This is a genomic window from Paraperlucidibaca wandonensis (assembly GCF_042677145.1).
Taxonomy (GTDB): Bacteria; Pseudomonadota; Gammaproteobacteria; order Pseudomonadales; family Moraxellaceae; genus Perlucidibaca; species Perlucidibaca wandonensis.
The window spans coordinates 640,588-655,286 of the sequence record NZ_JBHTIT010000001.1 but is presented as its reverse complement, the minus strand read 5'-3'; the positions used below and the strand labels follow the sequence as shown (position 1 = coordinate 655,286).

The 14,699-nt window shown below is 50.2% G+C and carries 16 protein-coding genes; 5 read left to right on the top strand and 11 right to left on the bottom strand.

What is annotated here, in order from left to right; all coding sequences use genetic code 11:
* Positions 1-67: 67 nt before the first annotated feature.
* The 3 genes from ACFQ0F_RS02955 to ACFQ0F_RS02945 all read right to left on the bottom strand — a co-directional run bounded on the left by ACFQ0F_RS02955 (position 68) and on the right by ACFQ0F_RS02945 (position 3,089).
* Positions 68-1,012, bottom strand: coding sequence for a copper resistance protein B (locus tag ACFQ0F_RS02955; RefSeq protein ID WP_379068983.1), 945 nt, complete (start codon positions 1,010-1,012; stop codon positions 68-70).
* 2 nt (positions 1,013-1,014) lie between these two features.
* Complete coding sequence (locus ACFQ0F_RS02950) at positions 1,015-2,664, bottom strand: copper resistance system multicopper oxidase (protein ID WP_379068980.1); 1,650 nt, start codon at positions 2,662-2,664, stop codon at positions 1,015-1,017.
* A 74-nt stretch (positions 2,665-2,738) separates the two neighbouring features.
* Positions 2,739-3,089, bottom strand: a complete 351-nt coding sequence (locus ACFQ0F_RS02945; protein WP_379068977.1) for a c-type cytochrome — start codon at positions 3,087-3,089, stop codon at positions 2,739-2,741.
* A 2-nt stretch (positions 3,090-3,091) separates the two neighbouring features.
* On the opposite strand from ACFQ0F_RS02945, the gene ACFQ0F_RS02940 reads away from it, so the two are divergent.
* Positions 3,092-3,556, top strand: a complete 465-nt coding sequence (locus ACFQ0F_RS02940) for a hypothetical protein (RefSeq protein WP_379068974.1) — start codon at positions 3,092-3,094, stop codon at positions 3,554-3,556.
* Between the two features lie 189 nt (positions 3,557-3,745).
* Positions 3,746-4,099 (top strand): VOC family protein, encoded by a 354-nt coding sequence (locus ACFQ0F_RS02935; RefSeq protein ID WP_379068971.1) that lies wholly within the window; start codon positions 3,746-3,748, stop codon positions 4,097-4,099.
* Between the two features lie 192 nt (positions 4,100-4,291).
* Here the strand turns inward: ACFQ0F_RS02935 and ACFQ0F_RS02930 are convergent, their stop codons facing one another.
* Positions 4,292-4,417 carry a DDE-type integrase/transposase/recombinase gene (locus tag ACFQ0F_RS02930; RefSeq protein ID WP_379068968.1) on the bottom strand — a complete coding sequence of 42 codons (126 nt, stop codon included), beginning with the start codon at positions 4,415-4,417 and terminating at the stop codon, positions 4,292-4,294.
* A gap of 140 nt (positions 4,418-4,557) precedes the next feature.
* On the opposite strand from ACFQ0F_RS02930, the gene ACFQ0F_RS02925 reads away from it, so the two are divergent.
* Entirely contained in the window at positions 4,558-5,535 is a 978-nt protein-coding gene (locus ACFQ0F_RS02925) for a sulfite exporter TauE/SafE family protein (protein WP_379068965.1), read from the top strand.
* A 65-nt stretch (positions 5,536-5,600) separates the two neighbouring features.
* On the opposite strand, the gene ACFQ0F_RS02920 is transcribed toward ACFQ0F_RS02925, so the two are convergent.
* Positions 5,601-5,729 (bottom strand): hypothetical protein, encoded by a 129-nt coding sequence (locus ACFQ0F_RS02920; protein ID WP_379072076.1) that lies wholly within the window; start codon positions 5,727-5,729, stop codon positions 5,601-5,603.
* A complete protein-coding gene (locus ACFQ0F_RS02915; protein WP_379068962.1) occupies positions 5,719-6,018 on the bottom strand; it encodes a DDE-type integrase/transposase/recombinase in 300 nt (99 codons plus the stop codon). The genes ACFQ0F_RS02920 and ACFQ0F_RS02915 overlap by 11 nt, the downstream gene beginning before the upstream one ends.
* A gap of 365 nt (positions 6,019-6,383) precedes the next feature.
* Here ACFQ0F_RS02915 and katG point away from each other — a divergent pair, with 365 nt between their 5' ends.
* Positions 6,384-8,630, top strand: coding sequence for a catalase/peroxidase HPI (gene katG, locus ACFQ0F_RS02910; protein ID WP_379068959.1), 2,247 nt, complete (start codon positions 6,384-6,386; stop codon positions 8,628-8,630).
* Positions 8,631-8,825: 195 nt separating this feature from the next.
* Here the strand turns inward: katG and ACFQ0F_RS02905 are convergent, their stop codons facing one another.
* The 4 genes from ACFQ0F_RS02905 to ACFQ0F_RS02890 all read right to left on the bottom strand — a co-directional run bounded on the left by ACFQ0F_RS02905 (position 8,826) and on the right by ACFQ0F_RS02890 (position 12,266).
* The gene (locus ACFQ0F_RS02905; RefSeq protein WP_379068956.1) at positions 8,826-9,923 is read right to left on the bottom strand and encodes a YheT family hydrolase; all 1,098 of its coding nucleotides are present in this window, start codon (positions 9,921-9,923) and stop codon (positions 8,826-8,828) included.
* 41 nt (positions 9,924-9,964) lie between these two features.
* On the bottom strand, positions 9,965-10,948 hold the full coding sequence (acuI, locus tag ACFQ0F_RS02900; protein WP_379068953.1) for an acrylyl-CoA reductase (NADPH): 984 nt from the start codon (positions 10,946-10,948) through the stop codon (positions 9,965-9,967).
* Between the two features lie 46 nt (positions 10,949-10,994).
* A complete protein-coding gene (acuR, locus tag ACFQ0F_RS02895; protein ID WP_379068950.1) occupies positions 10,995-11,627 on the bottom strand; it encodes an acrylate utilization transcriptional regulator AcuR in 633 nt (210 codons plus the stop codon).
* A gap of 282 nt (positions 11,628-11,909) precedes the next feature.
* Positions 11,910-12,266 (bottom strand): HPF/RaiA family ribosome-associated protein, encoded by a 357-nt coding sequence (locus tag ACFQ0F_RS02890; protein ID WP_379068948.1) that lies wholly within the window; start codon positions 12,264-12,266, stop codon positions 11,910-11,912.
* A 388-nt stretch (positions 12,267-12,654) separates the two neighbouring features.
* Here ACFQ0F_RS02890 and ACFQ0F_RS02885 point away from each other — a divergent pair, with 388 nt between their 5' ends.
* A complete protein-coding gene (locus ACFQ0F_RS02885; protein WP_379068945.1) occupies positions 12,655-13,776 on the top strand; it encodes a zinc-binding dehydrogenase in 1,122 nt (373 codons plus the stop codon).
* 161 nt (positions 13,777-13,937) lie between these two features.
* On the opposite strand, the gene ACFQ0F_RS02880 is transcribed toward ACFQ0F_RS02885, so the two are convergent.
* Positions 13,938-14,612 (bottom strand): haloacid dehalogenase type II, encoded by a 675-nt coding sequence (locus ACFQ0F_RS02880; protein ID WP_379068942.1) that lies wholly within the window; start codon positions 14,610-14,612, stop codon positions 13,938-13,940.
* Between the last annotated feature and the right edge of the window lie 87 nt (positions 14,613-14,699).

Below are 14,699 nucleotides of genomic sequence, written 5' to 3'. Positions count from 1 at the left end.
TTTAGTGCAACGTTCCCAGTGAGTCGGTAATGACTCGCTGGGACTAATCGCATGCACTAGCCTAGCTTTAAAACCAAAGCCGAACACCCGCTACCACCACCGCACTGTTGGTCGACTCACCCTTTGCCCGCAGCATGTCAGCGGTTCGTCCATAGTGATACGTTGATTCGACCCCAATATACGGGGCGAATTGGCGTGTGACTTCGTAGCGCAAACGCAAGCCAGCTTGTAAGTCGCTAAGCCCTTTCCCAACATCACGTTCTGCATCGTCTTTGCTATAGAGATTGGTCTCAACCGTAGGTTGCAAAATCATGCGCTGAGTGACACGCCAGTCGTAAGTGGCCTCGAGGCGCAAAGCTGCTCGATTTTGATTCGCGAGATAGAGCGTACCGCCAAGATCTATCCAATACGGCGACATGCCATCGATGCCTAAGGCGAGCCATGTTCGTCGCTTTTCTTTTCCACTATCGTGGCGCACACCAAGCTCGGTATTCCAGAAAGTATCGACAGGTTTTCGCCAAAGCAACTCAGTCCGCGCTTCCTCAAGTTTGCTATCAGCAGCCTCTCCTTCAGCTTTCAATGCCAAGCGATTCCAGTCAGTGCCAACCCAGGCATCAACGTCATAGCCAGAGTTAATCTTTCCGTTGCTATTGGCAGCCTCGAGCTGATTAATCAGCACACTCGACATAATGCCGTTACCCATCATTTTCGGAGGAGCTATGGGGCCAAAATCTCGGCCCTGCGAGTAATCAGGGCTGCGAGCGTCAGGTGGCGCCTTACCACTCTTCCCCATAGATCCCATACTCATAGCACCATGGTTCATATGAGACATATCCATTGAGCCTTTGCCCATATCCATGCCTGAATGATCCATGGCGCCATTACTCATATCCATCCCCGACATATCCATAGAGCTATCGCCCATATGCATACTCGAATGATCCATTTCTGCTTCCGCCGAAAGCACGGGAAAGCTCAGTAACAATGCGCTTAGCGCGAATACTATTTTCATAATCAGTCCACCACCACTTCACGAAACATGCCGGACTCCATGTGGTACAGAAGATGGCAATGCCATGCCCAGCGCCCCTCCTCACCGGTCACATCGAAGGAAATTTTCTGCGCAGGTTGGACCATGATGGTGTGCTTGCGAACTTGGAAGTCTCCATTCGCGTCGCGAAGATCACTCCACATGCCATGCAAATGCATAGGGTGCGTCATCATGGTGTCGTTGACTAATGTGATCCGCACTCGCTCACCTTTGGCTATATAAACCGGCGTAGACTCTTGAAACGTTAGGCCATCGAAACCCCAGATATAGCGCTCCATATTGCCAGTTAGATGCAGCTCTAATTCGCGCGTAGGCTCAGACTGCTCGTCATTAGCTTCACCAATGGAGCGCAAGTCAGCATAGGTCAAAACTCGGCGGCCGTTATTACGCAGGTTAACGCCTGGGTCATCTAAGTTTGTTCGCGGCGAATCGACATGCATGTCGGTGCTAAAACCATATTCTGTGCTGGCATGCCTCGCTGTCGTTTTACCCGACATATTCCCCATCATGTCGCCCATGCTCAGCCATTGAATTTTATCCAGCGCCGGCACCGCTGCAGACAAGCCATCACGGATCGCTAAAGTGCCGCGAGCGAAACCTGAACGATCAATGTTTTGAGCAAATATCGTGTAGGCATTCTCGCTAGGCTCAACAAGCACATCGTAGGTTTCCGCCACGCCTATGCGAAACTCATCAACGGTAACTGGATCGACCAACTGTCCATCGGTACCGATAACAGTGAGCTTCAAACCGGGTATGCGCACATCAAATATCGTTTGAGCGCTGGCGTTGATGAAGCGCAATCTAACCTTGTCACCTTTGCTAAAAAGCCCCGTCCAGTTCGATGCCGGATTGGTGCCGTTCATTAGATAGGTATAGGTATGAGCCGAAAGATCCGTAAAGTCTGTCGGGTTCATCCGCATCTCAGCCCACATCTTTCGATTCTCTACCGTGTCCTTCCAGCCATTCTTACGCACATCTGAAATGAAGCGCACTGCTGTCGGCATCTGATAGTTGTCGAAGTCGGACTCAGATTTGAGCTTATTCAGCAGCACCATGGGGTTTTCATCGGTCCAATCTGAAAGCATAACCACATGATCACAGTCGGCTTGGATGGTCTCGCCATCACGAGGCTCAATAACGATTGCCCCCAACATTCCTGTCTGTTCTTGAAATCCTGAGTGAGAGTGATACCAGTAGGTGCCGCTTTGCAAAATGGGAAACTGGTAGGTAAAGGTCTCTCCGGGAGCGATGCCTTTAAAGCTAATACCCGGCACGCCATCCATAGCAAATGGCAGTAAAAGCCCATGCCAGTGAATCGATGACCACTCCTTCAAGTGGTTAGTCACGTTGATAGTGACCGTATCACCCTCTTTGAAGTGCAGAACAGGCGCAGGCAAGCTGCCATTTATCACCGTAGCGACTTTAGATTTTCCAGTGTAATTGACCACTGTTCTATCAATTGCCAGATCAAAACTCTTGCCTGTTAAATGCGGCATTAGAGCGCGACCCGTCTCCTGCATACCTGAATTTGCCCAAGCGCCAGAGCTCACTGCGAGACCCGTTACGGCAACGCCCTGAACAAACTGCCGTCTTGATAATTGATGCGCCATACAACACCTATATAGTTCTTTGAAAACACGCTAACGGTTGATTAGGAATGCTGATCTTGAAGCCCTCTCAATCATTACATTTCATCGTGTGCCACCGCAGACTCACCCTCAGCTGGTGCCGTCAGGATTTGATACTGCTCCGGCGTTAACGATGGCATTTTTTGAATAAACGCTACCATAGCCCAAATTCGCTCATCCGTATGTGAGCCACCCCACGCAGGCATGCCACTAGCCTTCACCCCATGCTTGATATACCAGAAGTGGCGTGCGGCGCGCTGCTTCGCATCAAGGTTCATCATGCGAGGAAGCGACAAGTTCGGTGGTTGCGGGTATAGGCCTGCATTCATATCAGAGGTCGTTACTCCAGGCTTCAAATGGCAGCTGGAGCACATCTCGTTATAGTCTTGGCCACCTGATAGCAGCATTTGTGGCTCCTCAAGCGACGGGGGACGTCGCCCTGACTAGTATGCTCGTAACTGCTATTGCTCATAATCGCTTGAAGGAAGCTTTCAAAATGCAAATGACGCTATCTGTTTTACTCACAATTGTTGCGATTATTCATCTTATGCCACTTGTTGGTGTCATTAGCCGTCAGCGCATTAATAGTGGCTACGGCATTGATACGACGGACTCAAATGTTGCTATTTTGATGCGCCATCGAGCCGTGCTATTTGGATTGCTTGGCACACTTCTATTGTGCGCAGCTTGGCTTCCCACCTATCAAGGACTCGGCTTATTGGTGGGGTTTATAAGCGTTATATCGTTTTTACTGATTGCTTGGGCTGAAGGGGGTGTAAACCCACAAGTGCAGCGTGTAGTCGCCGCGGACTACGTCGCCCTTGCTTGCCTAATACTGGGCTCAGTGAGCTATTACCTGAGCTCACCATTGTGAGACAGTTGTTATGGTGGCCTTTATTAGTTGCAGCTACAGCAAGCCTACATAAGGCTCATAAGTTGTAGTGATCTTCGTGCTTATTACGAGAAGCTCAGAGATCACTAGTAATGTCATTTTTAGATGCTCATAACGGCATAATCACAAGCAGTGACTTAACTTGTCGGCACCAAACTAACGGAGTACGCCATGCCTGCCCATGAAAAGATCAATTACGTCGAGTTTCCCGCACGCGATCTAGCTGTGACCAAAAGTTTTTTTACAGCCGCGTTCGGATGGGTATTTGAGAGTTATGGCCCCGACTACATCGCATTCTCAGGTCAAGGTCTCGATGGTGGATTTTTCAAGTCTGACCTAGCTGCTAGCACCCGGAATGGTAGCGCTTTAATTGTTTTCTATAGCAACAATCTTGAGCAGACACTAGCCAAAATTGAAGCATCTGGTGGCGGAATAGTTGAGCCAATCTTCAGTTTTCCAGGCGGTCGCCGATTTCATTTCAGCGAACCTAGTGGTAATGAGTTTGCGGTTTGGTCTGAGCAATAGGTACTGACAAGTTAACCTTCAGGCTTAGCAAGAATTGACCTTACCGCCTTTACGCAACTACAGATCTCCACGTTGGCTTGCTGAAGTTAGATGCCTGCCTAGATTGAGTAGATTAGATACTGCTGCATGATTCGTTAGGAGTAGCTGAGCCTGGCTCGGCGACTTGAAACACCTCACCCCTCGCTCTCGAAATCACGTCAAATCATGCGATTGCTCTGCCCTGTTGTTCGCGTATTTAGCTGTCTTGTGGTGAACACTCGGCATTAGCTCGCGCAGAGCAACTTTGTAGCTGGCCAACTTATTAGTAACTATGACCAAGATGGCTCAATGGAAAAAAGAAGGCCGAGGGCTATTTTTGATATAACCAAAGTTATATTTATTGCGATAAATCGGTATTTCTAATTCTCATAAGCTATTTATATGATGGCGCATCTCGGCAACTTACGGCGCCCTCGGCCATGAAAATTCGTCACCCAGACCTCAACGATCAAGCCATTAACCCCGAGCATCAAGCGCTTGGTTTGCCACCGGTGGAGTACGCGGTCACGCACGCGCAAGAGCAGCCGCTGCTGACCATCGCGGGCTATATGATTGTTGCGATTTTAGTCAGCCTCGTTGGCTACTTCGTCTATCGTCTATTTTGGGGCAACGCCGTGATCTCCGGCAGCACACTCGTGCTCGACGCCCTGCACAACCCGCTGTTCTGGACAGCCGTGGCCGTTGGCCTAGTTGCACAAATGATCGATGGCGCCTTGGGTATGGCCTACGGCATTACTGCCACCACCTTTTTACTTGCCGCAGGCGCACCACCCGCAATGGCCAGCGGCGCCACGCATCTTGCCGAGGTGTTCACCACCGGCGTCTCCGGCATCTCTCATCTCAAATTGGGCAATGTGAACAAGCGCCTGGTGCTGAGTTTGCTGGTGCCCGGCCTCATTGGCGGCTTACTTGGCACCTATGTGTTAAGCAACGTAGATGGTCAGCTCTTAAAACCATTTATCAGTGCTTATTTACTGCTCATGGGTTTGTATGTATTCAGCAAAGCCTTCAAAACCATCCAGCAAGCGCGCGAAATTAATGCCGCTAAAGTCGCGCCGCTGGCGCTGTTTGGTGGCTTTATGGATACCACCGGGGGCGGTGGTTGGGGCCCGATTGTGACGACGTCATTGGTCGGTGCTGGTCACGACCCACGCACCACCATTGGCTCGGTAAACTTCGCGGAATTTTTTCTCACCGTGACTGTGGCCGCGGCTTTTTTCACCATCCTAGATAGCACGGTATGGATTTTTGTCGCCGGTCTCGCCCTGGGCGGTCTGTTCGCTGCGCCATTCGCCGCGCTCATCACGCGGCATTTGAAAACGCGCACACTGCTGATGCTAGTCGGCAGTTTAATTAGTCTGGTCAGCTTGGTGAATTTAGCCAAATGGATGTTTTAAGGGTACTGACGAGTTAACTGCTTAGCGCAGCAATAGTTGACCCTTACTCCTCTAAGCAACCACCGCTACCTGAACCGCGTAGACTCGTGCGATTGCTCAGCTCTGTTGTTAGCGTATCTAACTGTATTGTGATGAGCAATCGGCATTAGCTCGCGCTGAGCTACCTTATAGCTTGCCAACTTATCAGTGACTATCGTTGTGGCTCGCCGCTACTGCTGCGTAACAAGCGCTTGCAGAACTGCCACGTGCTGCACCATTACGACGACTCTGAACATAAACATCAATCACTTCACAGTCTTGAGCGACAGCTCGCCACAAATAGTGCTGCTTTCCGTTTATCCTGATGAACACCTCGTCGAGATAAAACGTATCGCCGAGGCCGATATGCCTGCGCTTAAGCTTGCGAGCGTATTCGGATCCAAACTTGATGAACCAAAGACGGATCGCCTCATAACTGACAGAGATACCCTTCTCTGCCAGCAAGTCTTAGATATCACGAAAGCTCAAGTTGAAACGGTAGTAGACCCATATCGCATAACTGATGATGCTGGGGTGAAAGGGATGTCGTTTGTATGTGTTCATCGGCAAATTACCTCAACCAGCGAGTTAACTTGTCAGTACCTTAGCCGTGGCATGATAAGCAGTGGGTATCAACGAATTTTCACAAGCAGCTACTTGGCTTGTCAGTACCCAGCAACCCACACAACATTGCTTAAAGCTATCAAAAATTAATAATCAATCAATTTTTGGACCGCTCAATAAGTTCATACACTACAACGAGTGGAAAGTAGCGAGCTCATCTTGAGATCGTTGTGCTCCCCAAGCCCTAGTGTATTCGGAGAATAAAAATGCGCACACCATTCACATGCTCAACCACCATGAAATCACTCGCCGCGGCCATTGCCTTAGTCGCCATGCCGCTACTGCCCGCTAGTGCTGTTGCTGCGCCTGAAATGCGTGGCCACCAATTCTATTGGCCCGAAGTCATTGACCTGTCAGCCTTACGCCAACATGCCGTAGAGTCAAACCCCTACGGCGCCAACTTCGACTACGCGAAAGCTTTCGCCAAACTAGACCTAAACGCCGTTAAAACCGATATCAAGAAAGTGCTGACTACCTCACAACCGTGGTGGCCAGCTGACTATGGCAATTACGGTCCGTTCTTTATTCGCATGGCCTGGCACAGCGCCGGCACCTATCGCGTCATTGATGGTCGCGGTGGTGCTGGCGGTGGCCAACAACGTTTCGAGCCGCTCAATAGCTGGCCCGATAACGCCAGCCTAGATAAAGCGCGTCGCCTGCTCTGGCCGATTAAGCAAAAATATGGCGCCAGCATTTCATGGGCTGATTTAATGGTCTTAACCGGCAACGTCTCGCTCGAGTCCATGGGCTTTAAAACTTTCGGCTTCGCCGGTGGCCGCACCGATGACTGGGAACCCGACCACGTCTATTGGGGCCCAGAAAATGAGTTCATGGCCGACAAACGCTACAGCGGCGACCGTAAGCTGGAAAAACCTTTGGCCGCCGTGCAAATGGGCTTAATTTACGTCAACCCCGAAGGCCCGAATGGCAATCCCGATCCATTAGCCGCCGCCAAAGACATTCGCGACACCTTCGGCCGCATGGCCATGAATGATGAAGAAACCGCAGCGCTGATTGCCGGCGGACACACCTTCGGCAAAGCCCATGGTGCTCACAAACCTGAAGAGTGCCTAGGTGCTGAACCCGCTGCTGCCGGCCTCGAAGAACAAGGCTTTGGCTGGAAAAACAAATGCGGTAAAGGTAATGCCGAAGACACCATCACCAGTGGTTTAGAAGGTGCGTGGTCGGTGAGCCCAACGCAGTGGACCATGCAGTACCTCGACAATCTCTACGGTTTTGACTGGGTCAAAACTAAGAGCCCCGCCGGTGCTATCCAGTGGATTCCCGCCAATGGTCAGGCCTCAAACTTAGTTCCCGATGCGCACGTAGCTGGCAAGCGCCATGCGCCCATCATGTTCACTACCGATTTATCGCTGAAAGAAGACCCGATTTATCGCGAAATCACCCAGCGCTTCCACAAAGACCCAAAAGCCTTCGAGCTGGCCTTTGCTAAGGCGTGGTTCAAACTGACTCATCGCGATATGGGCCCACAAGCGCGCTACATCGTCAGCAGCGACGCACCGCAAGGCACACTGCTTTGGCAAGATCCACTGCCAAAAGCCGACTACAAAATCATCGGCGATGCAGATGTGAAAGCACTGAAAGTGAAGATTTTGGCTTCTGGTGTGTCGAGCCCTGCGCTAGTGCGCACAGCTTGGGCATCAGCCGCCAGCTATCGCGGCACGGACATGCGCGGCGGTGCTAATGGTGCACGGATTAACTTAGCGCCGGCGAAAGACTGGGCCGCTAACAACCCAACCGAATTAAGCGATGTCTTAGCCAAGTTGATTAAGGTGCAAGAGCGGTTTAATAAATCGCTTACAGGTGGTAAAAAAGTCTCTTTGGCCGATGTCATTGTGCTCGGTGGTAACGCCGCTATTGAGCAAGCAGCTAAGAAGGCCGGTCTCACGGTGAGCGTACCCTTCACCGCGGGCCGCGTGGACGCCACACAAGCACAGACCGATGTCGAATCGTTTAGCATGCTCGAGCCTAAGGCCGATGGTTTCCGTAACTACTACAGCACCGAGAGCCTCTACAAACCTACCGACGCACTAGTCGATCGCGCCAATATGCTTTCCCTTACCGTGCCTGAAATGACAGTACTCGTGGGCGGTCTTCGCGCGCTCGATGCCAACGTAGGCGGCGCCCGCGAAGGTGTACTCACCAATCGCCCCGGCACATTGAGCAATGACTTCTTTATCAATCTGCTCGATATGTCGACGCAATGGGTGCCCTCGGCAAAATCCGACGGCCTGTACGAAGGACGTGACCGTGCCACGGGCAAGTACAAATGGTCGGCAACGCCGGTGGATTTAGCCTTTGGCTCTAGCTCTGAGCTACGCGCCGTGTCTGAGGTTTACGCCAGCAACGATGGCCAAAGCAAGTTTATCCAAGACTTCGTCAAAGCTTGGAATAAAGTCATGAACTTGGATCGTTTTGATCTGAAAAAGTAAGTGTATAGGCTCGTCACGCTCTCTTGTGGCGAGCCTAAACCCGCGTATCTGCTGATCGTTTGCCCGCCTAGTGCGGGCTTTTTTATCCTGATAGATTAGATACTGCTGCATGGTTCGTTAGAAATAGTAGTGCTGCTTGCCGTTTGTAGGTGCTCATCAGTGAACTATCCCAATAAGTGAATTAACTCGTCAGCATCAGATCGAAAGCCCCCGCATAACCTGAAAATACTCACTCATCAGCTTCGCCGACCACGAGCGCGCCAACCAGCCCTCGTAATGCGCGCAGTGGCTACCTTCGGCGGTCGTCACGAGAATGATATTCGGCATTTGGCGCATACCATCCAGCCAAGGTTCCAAATTGCCAATGCGGCAGACTGGGTCGTCCTCTGCATTCAGCACCATGAGCGGCTTGCGGATGTTTGCGAAGACATGCATAGGGTTGCTAGCGCGATCATAGGCCGCGTAGTCATCATGCCCAGCCAACTCGTAAAGCGCGCGATGCAGCATCGCCAAATCATCGGCCGCATTCAGGCGCTGAGCTGTGGGCATATGCGCGATGCGTTCGAGATTGGGTGTGATGAACTGGCGCACCAACTTCTTAGCCATTATCCGGCTATAGCGAGGATGCACATGATCAAAGCTAGTGTCAGTGTCATAACCAGGACAGTAAGCGAAGCTAGCGCAGAATGGTGCGGCATCTCCCTCCTCGCCCAAATAACGCACCAACAGACCGGAGCCGGCCGAGGAGCCGACTGCATACAACGAGGATTCAGGGAGACGTACACGGATAACCGCCAGCTGCTCGCGTAGATCATCGGTGCAGCCGAATAAGCTCATACGCGGCGTCAGCAGTGGCAGGTCGGCGTGGCCGCGCCTAAGACAGAGCACGACACGCCAACCAGTGAATTGGCTAAGGTCACGCACCAGTTCTGCCATGCTTTCCGGGCTGCCAGAGATGGTATGCAGCACCACAATGGTCGGTGTATCCGGCGGCAGGTCGTGGCCACACCAGTACAGCGCCGTCAGCCCACCATCACGCATGACTAACTGTTCACTATGATCATATAGGAGTGTGCCGCGCTGACTTCGCCGCCCACCCTTGCGTAGACTATGAAAGATCAGCTGTGCATGCTCATTGAATAGCCAAGGTGTGGGCGTGAAATCTTCGTGTAGCTGCTGCAGCTCACTGACAATATGACTGTTACTCAGATTGTCATGACATATCACCTGCGGCCGGCGATTCGGAGGTGAGCGGCGGGTGGCGACTTGGCGTGGCGCCGGTGCTGTAGTCATAATTGCATTCTCTATAAATGCCTAGGCTAAAAAGTAGCGCATTAGCGATTCACATCTACCACTACTCGCCCTCGAACCTTACCGTCGAGTAACTCGTGTGCAGTCTCAATGGCCTCGCTGAGACTGACTTCATTAGTGATTTCAGCTAGCAGATCTAAATTCATACTCGTGCCCAAACGATCCCAGGCTTCAACACGCTCAGTGTAGGGCCTAGTAACGCTATTAATACCTAGCAAGCTAATGCCGCGCAGAATGAATGGTGCAACAGTCCCAGCAAAATCCATACCTTGAGCTAAGCCGCAAGCAGCCACTGCCCCATTCTCACGAGTTCCAGCGCACACATTTACAAGCGTATGACTGCCTACCGAATCAATTGCCGCAGCCCAACGCTCCTTTCCTAGTACTCGCCCGGGATTACTAAGCTCAGCTCGGTCAATAATCGTTGTGGCTCCCAAGCGCTTTAGGTAGTCCGCCTCATCTGGGCGACCAGTAGAAGCAATCACGGAATAACCATGGTGAGCTAACAATGCAATTGCAAAGCTACCAACCCCTCCATTGGCTCCAGTTACTAACACGTCGCCATGCTCTGGCTTCAAGCCATTCCGCTCAAGTGCCATCAAGCAAAGCATTGCTGTGTAACCGGCAGTACCAATTGCCATTGCTTGGCGCTCATTTATTGCTTTGGGGAGTGGAATCAGCCAATCGCCATTGAGTTTAGCTTTTTGAGCCAAGCCGCCCCAATGCCCTTCGCCAACTCCCCAACCGTTAAGTAGTACTCGGTCACCTGCCTTGAAGTTAGGATGGCTACTAGTTTCAACAGTGCCTGCTAAATCGATACCAGGCACCATTGGAAAGCGTCGCACTACAGGGCTGCGACCGCTAATAGCCAGTCCATCTTTATAATTCAAAGTGCTGTACGCAACTTGCACCGTAACATCGCCATCAGGTAACTGATCGTCATTGAGCTCGGTCACACTAGCGCTATAAGTGTCAGTATTTTTATCAATCAAAATTGCCTTAAACATAATTCCTCTCATTTAGACTGATCGTCTATAAAATATCAAAATAAAACTACAGCTCCAATCCAGCCAAGAAGCCATTCATGAAGCTATCCATTGGCCTTACATCCTGTACTAGCTTTGCCCGTAACACGGCCCCCTCCCAACCTATCCAGAAAAATGCTGCTAATGCATCACAATCACTATCCAAACCAATTTGCTTTTGATCCTTGGCCAAAGACAAACACGCGGCCAACCGCCTCTCCCAGTCAAGCAAGACAGCCTCCAACTCATAACGAAAGCTTTGAGGCAGGACTACGATCTCTTGACCTAAGTTTCCGACTAAGCAGCCTCGGCGAAATTGGTACTTCTGCATACCCGCTTTGGCATCTTCAACAAAGTTGGCGATACGCTGCAAAGGCAGTGCAGAGTCATCTAATAACCAGCGATCAAGCTTGCGCGCAAAGTAAGCGGCATAGGTTTTAAGCACCTCTTGCCCAAAAGCCTCTTTATTATCGAAGTAGTGATAAAAAGACCCTTTGGGGACACTAATCCTCTTAAGAACAGTATCAATGCCCGTAGCCGCGAAACCTTGCTCAGTTAGCACCTCCATTCCACACTTAAGCAGTGCTGCACGAGTATCCGTAAAATCTCTATCAATTTTAGGTGGGCGTCCGCGGCGAATTGGGGGCTTGATATTTGTCATACGGGATATATTAGACCGATCGGCTATAATGTCAATGCTAGGCAAGACACTCTCTTTATAAGCTACTGATGCTGGGATTGAAGCAATGTCGTTTGTAGGTGCTCATACGTGAGTTATCACAAGCAGTGACTTAACTTGTCAGCACCGATAGTTGAAGCGGTAGTAGACCCATACCGCATAGCTGATGATGCTGGGATGAAAACGATGTCGTTTGTAAGTATTCATCGACAAGTTAACTCAACCGGCGAGTTAACTTGCCTGTACCGTTTTTAGGCCATCGCTTTAATCGATATCGATATCGACATCAGTAGGTTGACTGCGTTCCTTGCGATCGTGAATCCGCCCAAGCGTGTGGTCGAGCAAGCGTTTGAGCTTTTCCGATGCACCGTCAATGGCTTGATGGATGCTGGATGCAGTGTCCGTAACCGCGATCGGTTGGTGACCCACCATACGCGCCTCCATCAGGCAGCGTTTATCATCGTTTCCGCCCTTGGAACTGTTCACATCGCTGAGATGAACTTCCACACGGGTAATATGATCCGCGAGATGGCCTAGTACGCTCTGCACGGTGGCCTGAGTATGCTGTTCAAGTTTTTCGTTGCCCTGAATGCTCGCATCGGTGTTGACTAGTATCTTCATATTTCAGTCTCCTAGAATCCGCTGATGGCGACGGCGCCAATTTTTGCTGGCATCCACACCAGAAGGAATGATCGCTATGGTCAACTCTGGGTCCAGACGTGATAACTCTAACACTACCTACCCTAAATCTTCTCATCGGCAGCCACCCGATCTATGCGATAGCGAACTGTTAACTTGTCAGTACTGATCATGGTGCTCAGGGAGTCAGAACATGAGGAGGAAAGACTGGCCAAACTGGAGAGCCACCCGATCACCCCCGAGACGACGGAGATTGAAGGCGAAAATAATTAAATATTTAGCTCGCCTGCACCGGATATTTAACTAAATACTCCGTAGGTGGGATTCAATCAGAGTTTCCCTGCTTAACTTTTCCCAGGAGTCAAAAAACATGACGGACACAAACCTACAACTCACATCAACGATCACCGACGACAACAAACTGGAACTTGCTCTTCGCGAAATAGAGATCCCCCAGCCCGGCGAAAATCAGGTCGTGATCCAGATGCAGGCTTGCCCTCTCAACCCATCTGACTTGGGTGTGATGTTTGGTCTGGCCGACATGACAACTGCCATCCAATCCGGCAGCGCAGATCGCCCTGTCATCAGGGCCGAAGTACCCGCCAAATTTATGAGCGCTCTTAAGGCCCGGGTTGGCAAGTCTTTACCCGTAGGCAACGAAGGCGCTGGCAAGGTCATTGCTACCGGCTCATCAGCCGCCGCAAAAAGCCTGATGGGGAAAACTGTTGCGGTCATTGGTGGCGGAACCTACCGTAAATATTTATGTGCCGATGTTCGAAGTTGTTTGGAAATAGCGCCGGGCACTAGCGCCACTGAAGCAGCCTCCAGCTTCGTTAACCCACTGACTGCACTGGCCATGGTTGAGACCATGCGTGCCGAAGGCCATAAGGCCATCGTGCATGCAGCGGCGGCATCCAACCTTGGGCAGATGCTCAATCGCATCTGTATCGCCGACGGCATCGATTTGGTCAACATTGTGCGCAAACCAGAACAGGAAACCTTACTGCGTGACATGGGTGCCAAATACATCGTCAATTCCAGCAGTGACAGTTTCTACGCCGACCTGACCGCAGCGCTCATTGCCACCGGCGCCACTATCGCCTTCGACCCCATTGGTGGCGGCAAATTGGCTAGCGATATTCTTACCTGCATGGAAGCTGCTGCCTCGCGCAATATGACCGAGTACAGCGTATATGGCACTGATGTGTACAAGCAGGTTTATATCTATGGCGCACTGGATCGCGGCCCTATCAACCTGAACCGCAGTTTTGGCTTTGCATGGGGTGTTAACGGCTTCCTGCTTTTCAACGTACTGGGGAAATTGGGTGCGCAAACCAATATTGCCATGCGTAAGCGTATTGCTGCAGAAATTACCACTACCTTCGCCAGTCACTACACCCATGAGGTGTCATTGGCAGAAACCTTGCATCTGGACAATATTGCTAAGTACGCCAAGCAGGCAACGGGCGAGAAATTCCTGATTAAGCTATAGGAAATACAGAGGCACCTTACTCAGCGGGCAAAGGGTCCGGTCTTGTTTTTTGCCCGCATTAGCAATCGGAGCGGAAAATATCAAGGCCTGACCCCAACCTCTTCGCGGTACTCATGGGGAAATTATCTCAACCGGCGAGTTAACTTGTCAGTACCATATTTTTATAGATACGCTTCTACAATTTGATCAACTATGCCATCCATAGTATTTGATTGAATGTCTGGCTTTAAATAGAAAGGATGGTAAGGAGTATCGGTACGATTTATGTAGGCAGCATTTAGACCAACAGATAAAGCACCATGCGTATCCCAATCATGAGTCGCAACAAGACAAAGATTTTCTACAGACTCGCCTAAGACATTAGCCGCAAATTTGTACACATTTGGATCTGGTTTAAAACTTCCTGTTTCTTCGACAGATATAATTTCATCGAAAAAACTTGTTAGCCCAGCATTTTTTATTTGGGCAGAAATAAGGCTCAATGATGAGTTAGAAAAAGCTACTACTTTAAACCCATTTGAGCGTAGCTTACTTAGCGCATCCTTAATATCTGAATGTGGTTGTAAACTAGAAAATGCACTTAAAAGCTCATTACGCTTTAACTCAGATAGCTGTAAATCGAAATTTTCCGCAGTTGATTCAAGCATGGAATCTGCGAGTTTAGAAAAGTTTGTTTTAACATTTGTAATAACGCAAACCGCTGAAGTATGTAGTAATTTCGAAAACCATAGTGATAAAGCTTCTTCACTACCGAAAGCATCATTGAATTTTGGTTGCAAAGACTTAAGGTTTAGAACTGTCTCGTTTATATCAAAAAGAATTATTTTATTTCTCATATACTACTCTTTGCCTCACTTTACGCTAAAAAATATAGCTTAGTTTATGCTGCAGCACAGTACTGACAAGTTAAATTACAAACTCAG

Coding starts and splice junctions, on each gene's coding strand:
- ACFQ0F_RS02955 (WP_379068983.1), bottom strand. CDS start 1,012: ATGAAAATAGTATTCGCGCTAAGCGCATTGTTACTGAGCTTTCCCGTG.
- ACFQ0F_RS02950 (WP_379068980.1), bottom strand. CDS start 2,664: ATGGCGCATCAATTATCAAGACGGCAGTTTGTTCAGGGCGTTGCCGTA.
- ACFQ0F_RS02945 (WP_379068977.1), bottom strand. CDS start 3,089: ATGCTGCTATCAGGTGGCCAAGACTATAACGAGATGTGCTCCAGCTGC.
- ACFQ0F_RS02935 (WP_379068971.1), top strand. CDS start 3,746: ATGCCTGCCCATGAAAAGATCAATTACGTCGAGTTTCCCGCACGCGAT.
- ACFQ0F_RS02925 (WP_379068965.1), top strand. CDS start 4,558: ATGAAAATTCGTCACCCAGACCTCAACGATCAAGCCATTAACCCCGAG.
- katG (WP_379068959.1), top strand. CDS start 6,384: ATGCGCACACCATTCACATGCTCAACCACCATGAAATCACTCGCCGCG.
- ACFQ0F_RS02905 (WP_379068956.1), bottom strand. CDS start 9,923: ATGACTACAGCACCGGCGCCACGCCAAGTCGCCACCCGCCGCTCACCT.
- acuI (WP_379068953.1), bottom strand. CDS start 10,948: ATGTTTAAGGCAATTTTGATTGATAAAAATACTGACACTTATAGCGCT.
- acuR (WP_379068950.1), bottom strand. CDS start 11,627: ATGACAAATATCAAGCCCCCAATTCGCCGCGGACGCCCACCTAAAATT.
- ACFQ0F_RS02890 (WP_379068948.1), bottom strand. CDS start 12,266: ATGAAGATACTAGTCAACACCGATGCGAGCATTCAGGGCAACGAAAAA.
- ACFQ0F_RS02885 (WP_379068945.1), top strand. CDS start 12,655: ATGACGGACACAAACCTACAACTCACATCAACGATCACCGACGACAAC.
- ACFQ0F_RS02880 (WP_379068942.1), bottom strand. CDS start 14,612: ATGAGAAATAAAATAATTCTTTTTGATATAAACGAGACAGTTCTAAAC.